At 35.9% G+C, this 17,314-nt stretch carries 13 protein-coding genes and 3 tRNA genes; 11 read left to right on the forward strand and 5 right to left on the reverse strand.

The window, feature by feature from the left end:
- Window positions 1–2: 2 nt before the first annotated feature.
- A complete protein-coding gene (locus BLT04_RS07915) occupies window positions 3–884 on the reverse strand; it encodes a cupin-like domain-containing protein (protein ID WP_089755244.1) in 882 nt (293 codons plus the stop codon).
- A 536-nt stretch (window positions 885–1,420) separates the two neighbouring features.
- On the opposite strand from BLT04_RS07915, the gene BLT04_RS07920 reads away from it, so the two are divergent.
- The 8 genes from BLT04_RS07920 to BLT04_RS07955 all read left to right on the forward strand — a co-directional run bounded on the left by BLT04_RS07920 (window position 1,421) and on the right by BLT04_RS07955 (window position 12,755).
- Window positions 1,421–4,129, forward strand: coding sequence for a carboxypeptidase-like regulatory domain-containing protein (locus tag BLT04_RS07920; RefSeq protein WP_089755245.1), 2,709 nt, complete (start codon window positions 1,421–1,423; stop codon window positions 4,127–4,129).
- A 155-nt stretch (window positions 4,130–4,284) separates the two neighbouring features.
- On the forward strand, window positions 4,285–5,190 hold the full coding sequence (locus BLT04_RS07925; protein ID WP_089755246.1) for a GLPGLI family protein: 906 nt from the start codon (window positions 4,285–4,287) through the stop codon (window positions 5,188–5,190).
- Window positions 5,191–5,320: 130 nt separating this feature from the next.
- Window positions 5,321–5,575, forward strand: coding sequence for a FeoA family protein (locus BLT04_RS07930; protein ID WP_089755247.1), 255 nt, complete (start codon window positions 5,321–5,323; stop codon window positions 5,573–5,575).
- Window positions 5,575–7,608: a ferrous iron transport protein B gene (gene feoB, locus BLT04_RS07935; RefSeq protein WP_089755248.1), complete on the forward strand. Its 2,034-nt coding sequence runs from the start codon at window positions 5,575–5,577 to the stop codon at window positions 7,606–7,608. Before BLT04_RS07930 ends, feoB begins: the two co-directional genes overlap by 1 nt.
- 221 nt (window positions 7,609–7,829) lie before the next feature.
- A complete protein-coding gene (locus BLT04_RS07940; RefSeq protein WP_139166221.1) occupies window positions 7,830–8,849 on the forward strand; it encodes a DUF4421 family protein in 1,020 nt (339 codons plus the stop codon).
- Window positions 8,850–8,932: 83 nt separating this feature from the next.
- On the forward strand, window positions 8,933–9,772 hold the full coding sequence (gene dinD, locus BLT04_RS07945; protein ID WP_089755250.1) for a DNA damage-inducible protein D: 840 nt from the start codon (window positions 8,933–8,935) through the stop codon (window positions 9,770–9,772).
- Window positions 9,772–11,154, forward strand: a complete 1,383-nt coding sequence (gene glmM / locus BLT04_RS07950) for a phosphoglucosamine mutase (protein WP_089755251.1) — start codon at window positions 9,772–9,774, stop codon at window positions 11,152–11,154. Before dinD ends, glmM begins: the two co-directional genes overlap by 1 nt.
- Before the next feature lie 215 nt (window positions 11,155–11,369).
- On the forward strand, window positions 11,370–12,755 hold the full coding sequence (locus BLT04_RS07955) for a tetratricopeptide repeat protein (RefSeq protein WP_089755252.1): 1,386 nt from the start codon (window positions 11,370–11,372) through the stop codon (window positions 12,753–12,755).
- Between the two features lie 121 nt (window positions 12,756–12,876).
- On the opposite strand, the gene BLT04_RS07960 is transcribed toward BLT04_RS07955, so the two are convergent.
- From BLT04_RS07960 to BLT04_RS07970, 3 genes are all read right to left on the reverse strand, one after another.
- Window positions 12,877–13,764, reverse strand: coding sequence for a DMT family transporter (locus BLT04_RS07960; protein WP_089755253.1), 888 nt, complete (start codon window positions 13,762–13,764; stop codon window positions 12,877–12,879).
- The gene (aat, locus tag BLT04_RS07965) at window positions 13,751–14,404 is read right to left on the reverse strand and encodes a leucyl/phenylalanyl-tRNA--protein transferase (protein WP_089755254.1); all 654 of its coding nucleotides are present in this window, start codon (window positions 14,402–14,404) and stop codon (window positions 13,751–13,753) included. Before aat ends, BLT04_RS07960 begins: the two co-directional genes overlap by 14 nt.
- A gap of 61 nt (window positions 14,405–14,465) precedes the next feature.
- Window positions 14,466–14,843: a DUF3127 domain-containing protein gene (locus BLT04_RS07970; RefSeq protein ID WP_089755559.1), complete on the reverse strand. Its 378-nt coding sequence runs from the start codon at window positions 14,841–14,843 to the stop codon at window positions 14,466–14,468.
- A gap of 180 nt (window positions 14,844–15,023) precedes the next feature.
- Here BLT04_RS07970 and BLT04_RS07975 point away from each other — a divergent pair.
- The 3 genes from BLT04_RS07975 (at window position 15,024) to BLT04_RS07985 (ending at window position 15,279) form a co-directional block, all read left to right on the forward strand.
- Window positions 15,024–15,105: transfer RNA gene (locus BLT04_RS07975), tRNA-Leu, on the forward strand.
- 8 nt (window positions 15,106–15,113) lie between these two features.
- Window positions 15,114–15,189: transfer RNA gene (locus BLT04_RS07980), tRNA-Gly, on the forward strand.
- A gap of 6 nt (window positions 15,190–15,195) precedes the next feature.
- Window positions 15,196–15,279: transfer RNA gene (locus tag BLT04_RS07985), tRNA-Leu, on the forward strand.
- Window positions 15,280–15,396: 117 nt separating this feature from the next.
- Here the strand turns inward: BLT04_RS07985 and BLT04_RS07990 are convergent.
- Entirely contained in the window at window positions 15,397–17,238 is a 1,842-nt protein-coding gene (locus BLT04_RS07990; RefSeq protein WP_089755255.1) for a T9SS type A sorting domain-containing protein, read from the reverse strand.
- Between the last annotated feature and the right edge of the window lie 76 nt (window positions 17,239–17,314).

Genomic DNA, 17,314 nt, shown 5'->3' on the forward strand with positions numbered 1-17,314 from the left:
TTTTATTTTGGTAAGCCTCTTTTGAGGGCTATTTCTGCTCGTTTTACAGCTACTTTTTCTTTCCAGTCCATGTATTTCTTCTTGAAATTCTTTTTCATAATATCGTCAAATTTACGCTGAACGGTAAGATTCCATAAAGAATGCGCTTTTACGGCCCACGATTTGTCCCAGGCTCTTAGAGAAAGAGAAAAGCTTCCGTCAAGATATTTCATCCAGTGCCACCAGCCTGTCGGCATAAATAAGGTGTCACCATGCTCAAGATAACAGTCGATGCCTTCTACACCGTCCAGCGCCGGAAATTTCTCAAAATCAGGATGTTCGATGTCATAATCTTCCAGTGCGTATGTCGCATACGGAAGCTGATACAGTCTTTCTTTCCATTTATTTTCAAAAAGCAGAACATGTTTCCTTCCATTAAAATGAGTATGGAAAATATGCGCAAGGTCGATATCAAAATGTAAAAAGGTAACGGAGCTCTGGCCTCCGAAAAACATGCTTGGGTATTTATCTAAAAATCCGCCCATAAGATCTTTTGGAGAAATATATTCTTCAAGTAATTTTGGGGCGTGCTTTATAGGGTCAAAAAAGAAAATTCTCAGATCGGTAGGCTCTTTCTGGATGAGGTCTATGTAATCCGCAAACTTCATTTTTGTAGTAGGCGTATTGATGGGAGCGGCGGGATCGGCCTTTTTAGAATCATAAAGAGGCACTTCTACATCACCAACGACTTCCTTCATATAATCCATTGTCCATTTTTGATAGGCAGGCCATTTTCTTGCCATGTTTTTAATGACAACGGGCCTTCTGGGCTTTAGATATTTTTCGATAAACTCTTGCTGAGTAATATCATCAACAACATCTATAGGCTTTAAAATAATTCCCATTTTATAAATTTTATGTTACAAAATTATTAAATAAAAATTTATGTTACAGTGTTTAAGTTTTTTTTAATCTATGATTCAAATCATTTTTAACTATTTAGACTAAATAAAAATATAAATAAATCAGATAGGTTGAAAATTCAGGGTGAAAAAAAGAATACCCTGTAAAAAGAATTACAGGGCAAAAACACAAATTGAATGAATAAAAATCCATACAGGTGCTAAAGTATACATTATTTTTATAACGAAAAATTGGAGTAAGTTAATAATTATTAGCTATTTATGATTTAAAAATAACTATTTTTTGTCAAACGCGATATTAAGCGAAACATTTATAAAGAGTAATAGTATTTGGAGTATTTCTTTAATTTTTTATAAAAATAATAATTTGTAAAGAATATAAATAAGCACACTAAATAAATTATCACTATGTTTGTAGTGATAAAAAAGAAAGCTTTTAACTTTTCCCTGTTAAATGTATCTCTATAAATGTGTAACAAAATTTGATAACCAATAACTAATTAGCCAAATAATAGATTATGAAAAAGAACATTTCTTTGTTTCTGATGCTTTTTCTCTCCGTGCTTACTTTTGCTCAAAAGACGGTTTCCGGGAAAATTACTGATGAAGACGGCGTTGCGATCCCGAGTGCGAGCGTAACGGTTGAGGAACCCGGAAAAGATGCAATCCTGGCATACGGAATTACCAATTCTAAGGGAGAATATAAGGTTACTTTTACTTCTGCCGAAGCCAATGTAGACCTTAAAGTAAAGGCTTTTAATCAAAAACCGTTAACAAAGCAGATCAGCAACAGCGATCAGAACTTGAATTTTAAAATGGATTCTGAAGCTACAGAAATCAAAGAAGTTCAGCTAAAAACAAAAATGATCACTTCGAGAGGCGATACGATTGCATATGATCTTAAAGCGTTCGACAGCAAAAGCGACCGAACTCTGGCCGATGTCATGAAAAAAATTCCCGGAATTGAAGTGAATACAGACGGAACGATCCTTTATCAGGGGAATGCGATCAATAAATTTTATGTAAACGGAAAAGACCTTATGGAAGGCGGTTATGGAACGATCAACAACTCGCTTCCGAAAGATGCCGTACAAAAAGTTGAGGTGCTTGAAAATCACCAGCCCGTAAAAATCCTTCAGGATAAAGTGCCTTCGGATCAGGCTGCAATTAATATTAAGCTTAAAAATTCGGTTACCATGACCGGGCGTGGAGAAGTCGGAATCGGAGCAGATCCTTTTTTATGGAATATAAAATTGACACCCATGTTTTTCGGGCAAAAAAGCCAGTGGGTAGTCAATTATAAAACAAATAATGTCGGCGAGCAAGTAGAAAATGAAGGGAATATCCTGGCATTCGGAAGCGGATGGGAGGGAAAAAGAATCAATGCCGCCCAAAATGACTGGCTGAATGTAGAAAATGCAAGTACGCCCAATTTGCCTGTGAAAAGATATTTGATGAATAGTGTACATTATCTATCAGCAAATTATCTTACAAATATCGACAGCAAAAAAGAATGGGAATTAAAAGCCAATGCCAATTATACAAATAATGCCGTTGAAAGAGAGGATTACAGAGAAACAACCTATCAAACAGGAGATCTTGCAGGGTCTAAAGTGATCAACAGCACAAGAAATGATTTTTATACCGATAAAGTAAAAGGTGAATTGATCTTTACAAAAAATGCCAAAAAGGGATTCTTTAAAAATACCACAAGCTTTAGCCAGTTCTGGAACGGGGACAGAGCGGTGGCCGTAAGAGAAGGAAGAACAGGAAATGAATCGGTAGAATCGCCAACTTCATCCTTCCAAAACTCATTGAGTACAATTATTCCATGGAAAGAAAAAATGGTAAATTTTAAATCATTTATTAATTACCAGGATGACAGACAGACGCTTCAGGTTTCGCCAGCAAGTTATTTACTCATTCCTTTTAGAGAAAATGCTCAATCTCCGATAGGAACAATTAATTTCGCTCCGGGATCATTGGCGGAACAAAGCTTCAGATTAAAAACCTTAGATACGTCACATTCTGCCAACATCAGCTTCTCAACAAAAGGATGGACTTTTACTCCACAAGTAGGATTTGATTTTTCAACAGATAAATTGAATACTAATTTTGATGGAATTACAACCTCCGGAAATCCAAATTTTAATGGTCCGGCTTACGAAAACAATTTAAAATTTACTGAAGTTAATCCTTCAGCTTCATTAGGAATTAATTATAAATCCGAAGCCTGGAGCTTATTTGCAAATATGCCAGTGAATTTTAATAATATCAAAGCGGAAGATGATCTCAGAGGAGTTTCTAAAACTTTAAATAAAACGACATTTACACCAAATGTTTTCGCGCAATATACATTTGCATCTTTCTGGAAGGCGAGTCTGAACGGAAATATCAGCAATAATTTCGGAGATATAAAATCTGCTTATGCAGGATATATGCTATTGTCCCCGACGGGATTCAATGTTATGGATCCAAACAATCCGATTCCACAAACGACCACATCAAGTGCCGGCTCGAGAATCGAATACAGAAATCCGTTGAATAATCTTTTCTTCAATGTAAATTATTCATTAAGCGACAGTAAAAGAAACCTTATTTCAAACCCGATTCTTGATCCTACCACCGGATTTACCTTAATGCAGTACATAGAGCAGGAAAATCATGCGAAAAGCAACAGATTTAATGTAGAGGTAGGAAAATATTTCCCTAAATTCAAAACTAACGCATCGGTAAGTTATGGAAATACAGAAACGAGATCAGACGCGTTTTTAGATAATCAGCAATTTGAAAATAAAAACAATTCCCAGACTTATGGCTTTAAATTCAATAACACCTATTTTGAATGGATGAGCATCGATTATAACGGAAGCATTTCAAGAACTACACAAGACAGCCGTGGAGGAAGATTGGGCGTAAACAACGGATATAACCACAATTTGGCATTATTCTTCTACCCGATTGAAAATCATACCATAGGATTTAACTGGGATCAGGTGAATACAAGTAACGGAACAAATAAATACAACAACCCGTTCTTTGATGTATCTTACCAGTTTTCATGGGCCAAAAAGAAAATCGACTTTGAGCTGAAATGGATGAATGTTGGCAACCGAAGGGTTTTTGAAACCTATAATCTGGACGGCCAGTTCAATGCCATTACGTACACAAGAATCCAGCTTCGGCCAAGCCAGGTCATGTTTACTGTAAAATTTAACTTTAAATAATAAATAAAACCAATCTCTGAGGGATTGGTTTTTTATTTTAAAACATCTAAAATTCTCCATGATACGCAGAAATTGAGTGAGAAAAAAATAATTAAAAAAATCTGTAACAAAAGTTAGTAACCACTAACTAATTGATTAAACATTAAAAAAAGAAAATGAAAAACCTATTCTCAATATTCTTTATAGCTCTTTTTGCCTTTACAAGTGCTCAGGATAAGGATTCAAAGGAAACCGCCAACCGTTTTTTCTATGAGCTGACCTTCAAGCCAAGGAAAGATTCTGCAAAAATCGAAAAAGTAATGACCGTTCTTGATATTGTTAAAGACCGATCTGTTTACAGAGATTATACGATGATTGCGCAGGATTCAATTATTAAAATCCAGATTGAAGCCATGCAGAAATCGGGAACATTTAAAGATATGTCGAAGTCGATCAGAATGCCAAAATTTTCTGAAAAGATCGTAAAATATTATCCGGACATGAAAGTGCAGTATATTGAAAGAATTGCAAGCGGATTTTCACCACTGGGCATTGCATATAGCGAAACAATCAAATTCGACTGGAAAATTTCCAACGAAAAGGAAAAAATCGGCGCATACAACGCACAAAAAGCAACAGCAGAATTCGGAGGAAAAAAATGGACCGCCTGGTTCACCACAGATCTTCCTTTCCAGGACGGGCCGTATAAATTTTCTGGTCTTCCGGGACTTATCGTAAAAATAGAAGATGAAGGGAAGAATTACTCATGGGTTCTTCAGGGCAACAAAAAGGTTCCAAATTGGGAAGAATTGTCCTACTCAGAAAAAATTTCCAATATGAGTCTTAAAGTAACGGAAATGCCGAGAGAGAAATTTGAAAAAACGTTTAGTGATTTCAAAAAAGATCCTTTCGCAACAGCAAGACCAATGATGACACAGGAAGTTATGTCTAAAACTATTCCCGGAATGGACGGAACTATTGGTGACATGATGAAAAAGCAGGAAAAAATGTACAAAGATTTCTTCAATTCAAATGATAATCCTATCGAAAATTATCAGCCTCAGGACAAAAAGAAAAAATAACATTCATATCAACTAAATTATATCTGAGTCAACCCAAATGCAATCTTGTATTTGGGTTGATTTTTTAATAAAAAGATGTTATTTAGATTAAATTTAAATAGCGTATATTTGCAGACACAAAAAGTAGGCTTTGAAACAGAAGGATTTACATAAGTTGAGCGGTTTTCCCAAAAATAAAATGGGAAAAATTACAGGCTATGATAATAACCAGCTGAAAATGCCTAATAAGATCATTGAAATGGGGCTTCTTCCGGAAACTTCTTTCAGGATCTTGTATCAGGCGCCTTTCAGCGGACCTATGTACGTTGAATTTGGGGAAGAAAAAAGCCGTATTGCTCTTCGTGAAGAGGAAGGAGATTTTATTATTGTTGAAGAATTGAATTAATGCAGGAAATTCAGAAAAAGCAGGTACTTTTAGTAGGGAATCCCAACGTAGGAAAGTCAACGGTTTTTAATGCGCTTTGCAACAAAAAACAAAAGACCGGAAACTACGCGGGAGTCACTGTTGCGAGCCATTCAGGATACTACAATTATGAGAATGAGGAGGTTGAGGTTGTCGATTTGCCCGGTTCTTACAGCGTATATCCGAGCTCTGAAGATGAGGCCATTTTTTCTAAATTTCTTATCGACGAGCAGAAAAATTATGCCGGCGTTATTTATATTCTTGAAGCATTAAGCTTAAAAAGAGGTCTTCTTTTATTTCAGCAGATCCAGGATCTGGGAATTCCTATGATTTTGGTGGTCAACCAGATCGATCAGGCAGAAAGAAGAGGAATTACCATTGATATTCAGAAATTTTCCGAAGCTTTAGGCATTACAATCATTCAGACCAATGCCAAACAACAAATAGGTATTGAAGATATTAAGAAGGCGGTTTTACATAATAATTTCATTAAAGCAGAAAAACAGTCTTTTGAAACGCCGAATGAGCATAAAGATTTTATTCAAAAGATTGCTTCCCATAAAGGGATTGACAATGAGTATAAAGCATGGATGAGCCTTTCTCTGGGATCAGATCTGGGAAGAATAGATTCTATTATCGAGCAAATGAATGCTCCGGATTCTAAAAGCTTGGTTCCGAAAAGATTACAGGTTCAGGAAACGGTAAGAAGATACCAGAATGTTGATAAAATTTTATCAAATGTTATTTCAAAAAAACCGCAGTTTAAAGAATTATTAACAGAAAAATTAGATAAAGTTCTCGTTCATAAATTCTGGGGATATGTCGTTTTTTTAGCTATATTATTGATTATTTTTCAATGTGTTTTCTTCCTTGCAGAATATCCGATGAGCTGGATCGATGATTTTTTTTCATGGCTGTCTGCTTTTACGGGGCAACATTTGCCGGAAGGCCCGGTAAATTCACTAATTTCAAACGGAATTGTTCCCGGATTAGGAGGAATTATTGTCTTTGCACCACAAATCGGTATCTTATTATATTTCTTATATTTATTAGAAGATTCAGGATATATGGCGAGGGTTGTTTTCCTGATGGACAGGCTTTTACGGCCATTCGGGTTAAACGGTAAAAGCATCGTTCCGCTGGTTTCAGGAACAGCTTGTGCGATTCCGGCTGTGATTTCAACAAGAAATATTGAAAACGTTAAAGAAAGATTATTAACCATTCTGGTAACGCCTTTTATGACGTGCTCGGCAAGGCTTCCTGTTTACAGCATCATTATTGGCTTAATCATTTCAGACGGCTCTTTTTTAGGAATAAAATACAAAGCATTAGTTTTAATGGGCATGTATTTGTTAGGTTTCGTTGTTGCGTTATTTTCAGCGGCAATTCTTAATAAATTCATTAAAAGTAAAGGAAAAACATATCTGGTAATGGATTTGCCGACTTACAAAAAACCGCTTTTCGGATACGATCTTAAAATGGTTTTGGGTAAAGTATGGGATTTTATTACAGGGGCAGGAAAAATTATTTTCATCGTAAGTATCATCATTTGGTTTCTGAGTTATTTCGGGCCAAAACAAAAGCCGGATCAGTTGGTGGCCACAAATGTACAGCTTGACCATTCTTATTTGGCGAAAATGGGAAAAGGAATCGAGCCCGTAATTGCACCACTCGGGTACGACTGGAAAATGGGAGTGGGAATTTTGACAAGTTTCGTCGCAAGAGAAGTATTCGTCGGAACAATGTCAACACTGTACAGCCTTGATGATGATGCCCCGGAAGGAAAAGTAATTGATAAAATGAGGAATGACGTAAAACCGAACGGCGAAAAAGTCTTCAATTTTGCGACCGGAGTTTCCGTACTTTTATTCTACGCATTTGCAATGCAGTGTGTTTCTACACTTGCAGTAGTTTACAGAGAAACCAAAAGCTGGAAATGGACCGGCTTTCAGGTTGTGATGATGACAGGTTTGGCATATTTTGTGTCAATGTTAGTATATCAAATATTAAAATAATGAATTCTTCATTGATTATACAATACGTAATTATCTTGGCAGTTGTTGCATTTGCCTGCTACTCTTTGTTTAAGATACTTAGGAAGAATTTTGCACCGAAAAAATTCAGCTCAAAAAGAACAAATTGCGACAAAGATTGCGGCTGCTCATAGAATTAAAACCTATGTAATAATTTAATTCAAAATAATGTGTAATTTCATCTTGAATTAAAACACAATGATTTGAATCAGAAAACAGTATATCTTATCTTTTATTTGTCTTTTTTTATTTCGAATGCACAAACAAAAAAGGACAGCATAAAAATCGTTTCCTACGAAGATCAGGTAATGGTCAGGGTAAATTTTGATACTAATATAGAAGACTTTATCGTTAATGAAAAAGGAGAAGCCATTTCAAAAACCAAAATTTCAATAAATAATAAAATCAATACTTCTCTTTCTCTTGATTACCGGATTATAAGTGCAAGTATTTCTTTTGCGCCCAATTTCATTCCCGGAAATAATGACAATGAGCTGAAAGGTAAAAGCTCGTACTCAGATTTTAAATTAAGGTTTTTCCCTAAAAGCTTTATCCAGACTCTTTATTATAAGAATATGAAAGGGTTTTACATAAAAAATATGGAAGATCTTATTCCGGATTGGCAGAAAAGTGACGGTTATTTATTATTTCCCGAATTGCGTGTTCAGAGTTTTGGTGGGATTACAGCTTATTCTTTTAATAAAGATTTCTCCCTGAAAAGTATTTATTACCAGAGAGAATGGCAAAAGCAGAGCAACGGAAGTCTTGTTCCGTCTTTGGAATATGATTTAACGTATTTTAAAGATACGATTGATAATCTGAAAAGCAAAGAAACCCAATACAATCTGGGAATTAATCTTGGCTATTATTATAATTGGGTAATTACGGAAAAAGTGAATATTTCACCTTTTGCATTTGCCGGAATCGGAGGAAAATGGTCTTCATTTCAGGAAGATTTAAAAGACGGAACCCAATCTTCAAAAGAAAATAACAAATATTTCACTAAAAAATTCGGCGGCGGAATTCATATCGGATATAATACAGAAAGGGTTTTGTTTGGAGGAAAATTAAATTATACCTCATATAATTATAAGCAGGATGCCAGCTCACATGTTCAGAACAATAATGTCTACGGGTTGCTTTACATAGGTTATCGTTTTGCACCGCCAAAAGTGATAAAAGAAAACTATGACAAACTACAAAAGAAGGTTCCTATTTTATAAGTATCTTTGCACCGGAATTTAAATAAAAATAAATATAGGATTTCGAATTTTATTTATTTTTGTGAAAATACATCACAAATGACATGAAAAAAGAATTAATAGAAGAGCTCTTTTTAAAATTTGAAAATGCTTCACATTTGTATAAAGATATTGAGTGTTGGAGTGCTAGAGATTTACAGGAAATTCTCAATTATACAAAATGGGATAACTTTTTAAAGGTTATTGAAAAAGCAAAAAAGGCTTGTGAAAATGTTGGAGAAGACGTTCAAAACCATTTTGCCGATATCGGGAAAATGGTCTTATTAGGAAGTGGTTCTGAAAGAGAAATTTCAGATTTAGCTTTAACTCGGTATGGTTGTTATTTAGTTGCTCAAAATGGGGATAGCTCGAAAAGTGAAATCGCCTTTGCTCAAACTTATTTTGCTGTTCAGACAAGAAAACAAGAGATTATTGAGAAAAGACTTTTAGATGTTGCGAGAGTAACGGCAAGAGAAAAGTTATCAAAAACAGAGAAAAAACTTTCAGGTATTATTTATGAAAGAGGGGTTGATGATAAAAGTTTTTCAGTAATCCGTTCCAAAGGAGATCAGGCTTTGTTTGGCGGCTTTACTACAAACGAGATGAAAAAAAAGCTTAATGTCCCACAATCTAGGGCTCTTGCTGATTTTCTTCCCACATTGACAATTAAGGCAAAAGATTTTGCAACTGAATTGACAAGTCATAATGTTGTTGAAAAAGATTTAAATGGGGATGTTCAGATTACTAATGAACATATTGAAAATAATTTAGCAGTAAGAAAAATGTTGGGAGAAAGAGGCATAAGACCTGAAAGTCTACCAGCTTTAGAAGATATTAAAAAAGTTCAGCGAAAATTGGACGGAGACGAAAAGAAAATTTTAAAACAAACTAAGAAAAAAGAATAATGTCGTTAATCAAATCGATTTCAGGGATTAGAGGTACAATTGGCGGAAAAGTAAATGATAATTTAACGCCTTTGGATGTCGTGAAATTTGCTTCCGCTTTCGGAACCTGGCTTCAGAACAATAAAAATAAAAATGATCTTACCCTTGTCATAGGAAGAGACGCCAGAATTTCCGGATCAATGGTTAATTCTTTGGTTACGGCGACATTGCAGGGATTGGGAATTAATGTCGTGGATTTAGGGCTTTCAACAACACCGACGGTTGAAATTATGGTTCCCGAACTTAAAGCTGACGGAGGAATCATCCTTACCGCTTCCCACAACCCAAAACAATGGAATGCGCTAAAATTATTAAATGATAAAGGAGAATTCATCACAGGAGAAAATGGAGCAGAAGTTCTTGCTTTGGCTGAAAGCGAGGATTTCAACTATGCAGAAGTAGATGATTTAGGGAAATATGAAACGAGAGATGATGCTTTTGATATTCATATTCAACAGATTCTTGATCTGCCGATGGTAGATGCAGAAGCAATTAAAGCAAAAGGATTTAAAGTCGTTTTGGATGCCGTGAATTCTACGGGAGGGATTGCAATTCCGATGTTATTGGATAAATTGGGATGTGAGACCATAAAATTATATTGCGAGCCAAACGGGCAATTTCCACACAATCCGGAACCTTTGAAGGAACATTTGGGAGATATTTGCGAATTGGTAAAAAAAGAAAATGCCGATTTCGGAGTTGTGGTTGACCCGGATGTTGACAGATTGGCTTTAATCGATGAAAAAGGCGAGATGTTCGGCGAAGAATATACATTGGTTGCCGTTGCAGATTATTTACTGAAAAATAAAAATGGCGTGGCTATTTCAAACCTTTCTTCAAGCCGCGCTTTGAGAGATGTTGCGCACGCCCACAATTCGGAATATTTTGCAAGTGCTGTCGGAGAAGTAAATGTAGTTACTTTAATGAAGGAGAAAAATGCAGTGATCGGAGGAGAAGGAAACGGAGGAATTATCTATCCTGATTTGCATTACGGAAGAGATTCTTTGGTAGGTGTGGCGTTATTTTTGACTCATTTAGCAAAGGAAAATAAGACTGTTTCTGAGTTGAGAGCAGGATATCCAAGCTATTTTATGGGGAAAAAGAAAATTGAATTGACTCCCGAAATTAACGTAGATGATATTTTAACTAAAATGGAAAAAGAATATCAAAATGAAGAGGTTTCTACGGTAGACGGCGTAAAAATAGATTTTGAAAACAATTGGGTTCACCTTCGTAAATCGAATACAGAGCCGATTATCAGGATTTATACGGAGGCTAAATCTCAGGAAGAAGCCGACAAATTAGGGGATGATATCATCGCTAAAATCAAAAGTTTGATTTAATAAAATTGAGAGGAACATTTTATTTAAACAAATCAAAAAAAAAGGTGGTTATATTAAATAAAAGTTAGGAATTAAGGCAATATCTACCTCAAAAATTTAAAGCGGATTTCATCATTTTAAAAATAATTATTATTAACTTTATAGTACTAAGATTTTCAGAACCGAGTATTTGTATATCTCATATCTCAAGTCTTAAATCTTAAAACTGTTTTATATTGGAAGAATATTTTGGAAATGAACTTGTAAAAAAGTTCGAGGAAATGATGGAAAATAATGATGAATTCTACTTTGATACAGAAGAGTTGGAAGACATCATTGTTTACTACTTGGAGCTGGGCGACTTTAATTATGCCGATACTGCGGTTAATTATGGTCTGAAGCTTCATCCCAATTCCTTAGACATCAAGATCAAAAAACTTGAAGTTCTGCTGGAATGGGAAGAATATAGTACGGCAAAGGAGCTTATCGATGAGTTAAAGGGCTCTTCTATGGAGAACACAGACTTTTTGGTGTGCTACGCGAAGTATTATTCGAACCTAGGAAATCCTAGAAAATCCATTGAAATTTGTAAAATAGCATTAGAATTAAAAGAAGAAGAGAATTTTCTTCACAACTTTATTGCAGATGAATATGTGAATTTAGGAGATCCTTTTAACGCTCTTAAACATTATAAGCAGGCACTTAAAGAAGATCCTACGGATGAATATTCGCTGGAAAACTGCATGGTTTGCTTTGCAGATTTGAATAAGAGTGAGGAGGCGATTGCCTTTCTTAATGAATATTTGGATGAGTTTGCCTATTCTGAAACCGCCTGGCTGGAATATGGGCAGTTTTATTTCAACAGAAAAAATTATGAAGAAGCAATAAAAGGATACGACTATTTATTGGCGATCAATTCAGCTTCTGTTGGGGTTTATGCCAATAAAGCAGCCTGTTATGAAGCGTTAGGGCAATATAAAAAAGCGATCGAAGTATATGAAGAAATGCTTGAGCTGGAATACACAAAAGCATTCACATTTTACAAAATCGGGCTTTGTTATAAGGCTTTAAAACAGTCGATTGTAGCCTTAAATGCATTTCAGAAATCGTTGAGAGAAGATCCACAGTTTTATCTTGCGATGATGGAGCAATCTTATCTTTACGAGGAAATGGGCGGCATGTCGGAAGCGTTGCACTTTGCAAAAGAAGCGACTCATTTAAACGAAAATAATCTTGATTATCAGAAAAGATTAGCCTTTCTGTTTATTGATGCAGGAAAGTTTGAGGAAAGCCTTTCATGTCTGAAAAAACTGGTGGACGCAGAACCTACAAGATTCTACAACTGGTATGCTTATTCAGAAGTACTGATGCTTTTGGGCGAATACGAGGAAGCTGTTACGTTGCTTATCAAAGCAATAAAATCACATAACAGAGCCGAATTGTATTATCAGTTAAGCAATTGCTACTTTAATTTAAGAGAGCAGGAAAAAGGAGCTCAATCGCTTCAGGATGCTTTGGACCTTGATCCGTCTTTGGCAAGGGATATGCAGAAAAAATATCCTTTCATAAAAGATGAGGTGAAAAAAGTAAAAGCAAAAGTAAAAAAGAAGACTGATAAATAAGGAAGCTTTAAAAGTTTCGCTTAAAATCAGAATAATTCACACTTTATTTAACTCAATTAGCTTAAATGACTTAGCGGTTAAATTAAAAATAATTTTAATAAATCCTGCAGCAATGCGGGATTTATTTTTTTATCACGTTTGGTTTTGTTCTTAAAAAGATCAGTCCTGCGAGAATAATGCCTGCGCCCACAAACTGTAAAGGAGTGAGTTTTTCGCCATCTAAAAAGCCCCAGATAATCGCCACAATAGGCATTAACAATGTTACTGTTGATGCAAAAAGAGGAGAAGAAACTTTCAGCAAACGATAATTCATCATCATGGCCAGCCCTGTCCCGAAAACAGATAATAAGCTTACAAACATTAATCCCAACAGGGTATCTTTCGAAAAAGTGAATGTTGAAAAGAATCCCGTAAAGCTTAAAGCAATTAATGAAGGAAAAAATAAAACAAAAGAGAACACAAAAGCAGATAAAACCGTTGAAGAAACCTCCATTAGTTTAGATTTTACCGTTGTTGTGCTTACTGCGTAACAAAATGTTGCCAATAAAAGCAGTAAAATCGGAATTAGCTTAAATTCTCCGCCGTCACCGCCTCCGAAAGCAAGCAGGCAAACCCCGGTAAAGCTTATTAAAGTCCCGAAAATCTGTGTTTTTGTTGTTTGAAATTTCCAGATTAAAGCGCCGACGATGATCACAAAAATCGGCATCATCGAATTAATAATTCCCGCAATGCTGCTGCTCACTTCGGTTTCCGCGATAGGAAATAAAAACATCGGAATAAAATTCCCTGTCACTGCAGCCAAAAGAAGCCATTTCAGGTGTTTTTTCGGAAATAATTTACGCTTCGAAATCGCAATGGGCATTAAAATAATTCCGGCTATCAAAACTCTCAAAGCTCCGACTTGGTAAGGATTAAAATGTTCTAAAGATTTTTTAATTAAAATAAAAGAAGATCCCCAAATAATGCTCAGGATGATCAAAAGAATCCATTTTTCTCTATCTGCGTTCATTGTTTTTGTGTAAAATTTTTAAAAACTCTCTTTTAGGAATCATTTTGGCGCCTAAGCTTTCGAGATGTTCTGTATGAGATTGGCAGTCAATTAATTCAATATCGTTTTTATGGTTTTCAACAAAATGAATAAATCCTGCTTTTGAGGCATTGCTTACTTTAGAAAACATGCTTTCGCCACAGAAAACATGCCCGATTTGGAGTCCGTAAAATCCACCGACCAGCTCGCCATTTTGCCAGACTTCAATGCTTTTTGCCAGTCCGTATTCATGAAGCTTAATGAAAGATTCCATTAATTCGTCCGAAAGCCAGGTTCCGTTTTGGCCTTTTCGGATTGTCTGCTGGCAGTTTTTGATAATTTCCCTGAAATTTTGGTTTTCCGTAAAGGTGAAAATATTTCTGTTTAAAATCTTTCTCATCGATTTTGAAACTTTCAGCTCATCAGGAAACAGAACAAATCTTGGATCCGGGCTCCACCAGAGAATTTCTTCCCCCGGATTAAACCAGGGAAAAATCCCCAGCTGATAGGCAAACCAAATTCTTTCAACAGAAACATCGCCCCCGAAAGCCATAAGACCATCAGGACCGTCATAAATTTCCGGATCAGGAAATGAAATCTCGTTTTCGTCTAATCGAACCATTTTTTAGGGAAAAAAAATCCCACTTGTAAAAGCAGGATTATTATCTGATTGTATTCTTTAATTAAAAAGGTAAATCGTCGTCTTCATCTCCGGCAAAGGGGTTTTCGTTAGAAACCGGCGCCGCAGATTGAGAAGGCGAAGCTTGTGTAGGCTCCGAACCGTTGTCGAAAACTTTCTCTACTCTCCAACCTGTAATTGAGTTGAAATATTTGGTTTCACCCTGAGGAGAAACCCATTCTCTGCCTCTGATGTTGATTCCCACCTTTACATTTTCTCCTTCTTTGATATTATCCAATAAGCTGATCTTATCAGACAAAAACTCTATGTTTATCGGCTGTGGATACTGTTCCTGCGTCAAAATAACCATTTCTCTTTTCTGAAACCCGCTCGCAAATGTCTGAGCATCAAAAAGTTTCTTTACCGTTCCTTGTAATTCCATATCATAAATATTAACGATGTAAAAGTAATAAAATGAAATGTAATAAAAGGGGTCCGGAAAAAAAAATACAAAATTTTTAAATTTTTTTCTAAAAATTCTTGCAACTAAAGAAAATTGCCCTATATTTGCACTCACAAAAACGAAACAAGATCTTTAAAATAAAACCTTAAATAAAACAACGCGGATGTGGTGTAATTGGTAGCCACGCCAGACTTAGGATCTGGTGCCGAGAGGCGTGGGGGTTCGAGTCCCTTCATCCGCACACGTTTTGCGAAAATAGCTCAGCTGGTAGAGCACAACCTTGCCAAGGTTGGGGTCGCGGGTTCGAATCCCGTTTTTCGCTCCACTCCATGCCCTGGTGGTGGAACTGGTAGACACGCAGGACTTAAAATCCTGTGTCCGCAAGGACGTACGGGTTCAAGTCCCGTCTGGGGTACTTTAAAACCCTCTGTAATTTGATTACGGAGGGTTTTTATTTTTGGTCCTTTCATATTTAAAAAAAGTACGCTGAAATTATTCAGCATACTTTAATAGTTCTTTATTACAAGATATTTTATTCTTTAATAAATTTCTGAGATATTTTATTTCCGTTTTTATCTTTACCTGTAATGATATATAAGCCTTTTGGTAATTGAGAAAGATCAGCATCTTTTTTAGTGGCTGCAACATTTAACTTTCTGCCATCAATAGAACTGATTTCAATATTGCTTAATTCTTCCGAGAAATAAAGAATATCTTTTGCAGGATTTGGGTATATCTTTAGAATAATCTTCTTTCCGGTTTCTGATGTATTGAGGGTTGGAAAAACAACCTCATAAGCACCCATATTAGGGATGCCGGTATGGGGAGCTCCTGTACAGTCATAATCGGGCGCGCCGGATGTGGTTCCTGAACCGCGACAAACACTGTTACTGAGTAATGCCAGACCATCATCTGCCGTAAGAGGAATGCCATCTGCTCCAAGTGGAATTGCCGGATTTCCGAAACTAGGATTTTGAGCAAAAATGTTTCCTTGAGGATTAGATCCTAAAGAATTGAAGGCTGCTGTTGTATAAGAAGTGTTCGGAAGCTGCAGAAGATTGTTTGAGAAACTGATGGTTGTTGTATTATTATAATTATAATAATCAGAACCCACCACACTTGCTGAATTTCCTTTTTTGTTATCCCAGAAAATGTTGTTTCTTAAAGTATTGTTTCCTGAGGTTGTGTATATTCCGCCGCCATTACTACTTGCGGTGTTACTGTATAATGTATTGTTATTTAAAATATGAGTTCCTGAACCTAAAAAAAATGCGCCACCCCCTGTGTATGATATATTTTTATAAATAATTGTATTTGTAAATGTATTATTACCTACAGAATAGATTGCGCCACCCGCAGCATATGCGGTATTTTCGTATAAAACGTTGTTTAAAAAGATATTGGTTCCGTAATTTAGATAAATACCTCCTGCAATACCGCTGTTTGCTTTATTTTTATAGATAATATTGTTTGTAAATGTACTGTTTCCGCTGGTTATCATGATTGCACCGCCACGAGAGCCTGCTATATTGTCATGAATTTTATTGTTGTTAATTGTATTGGTACTGTAATAGGTGATAATTGCTCCTCCGTCACTTATAGCACTGTTGTTATAAATGGTATTGCCCGAAAATACGGAAGTGTCATTGTCTGTGTGAATTGCAGGACCACTGTTTGCTGTATTATTATAGATAATATTATCGGAAACGGTATTATACCCGTATTGAAGATAAACAGCACCGCCGCTGCCGCCAGAAATATCAAAAAATGTACTGTTTGTTATTGTACTTTTGCCATAGCCGGAAAAGACACCTCCTCCACAGGCTCTGTAAATAAAGTGATTATTAATCATCATCCCTCCCGAATAATTATTGGCATTTCCTTTAGTAATTGAAAATCCGTCTATTACAGTGCCGATATTGCCGTCTGCAGAAACAATGACATGATAACAGTTGTCGGATGCATCTCCTTGAATACCAATGTCTCCACTTAGGATTGTTTCATTTAAAACAACGTTTCTTTGGCTAAATAGTGTTTCTGTTCCTGAAAACCCGCCGTAGATTTTTACACCGTCTTTTACAAAGAAAGTATAATCTCTTTCATGAAAAACCGTTAAGCTTCCAATATTAGATGGTGTGGCTACAGAAGGAATAGAGTTGGGTTTATAAGTTCCCGCCGCAATCCAGATTTCATCTCCGGCAACACTTTCGTTGATCACTGTTTGGATGTCGCTTCCTGCGGTTGCCCAAGATGTATATGGCGCGGCCGTCCCTGCAGTATTATTAAGATTGACATAACGGATCGTAGCGTGTGCCATATTTACGGCTGCAATAGAAAATATAGATCCAAGGAATAATTTGTAAAGGTTTTTCATGGATTAAGAATAATTAATTTTTTTTTCGATGCAAAGATAGCTTTTTGTTCTTAATCTGCTCAAATCATGCAATTTG

This window comes from Chryseobacterium soldanellicola (assembly GCF_900100115.1).
Classification (GTDB): Bacteria; Bacteroidota; Bacteroidia; order Flavobacteriales; family Weeksellaceae; genus Chryseobacterium; species Chryseobacterium soldanellicola.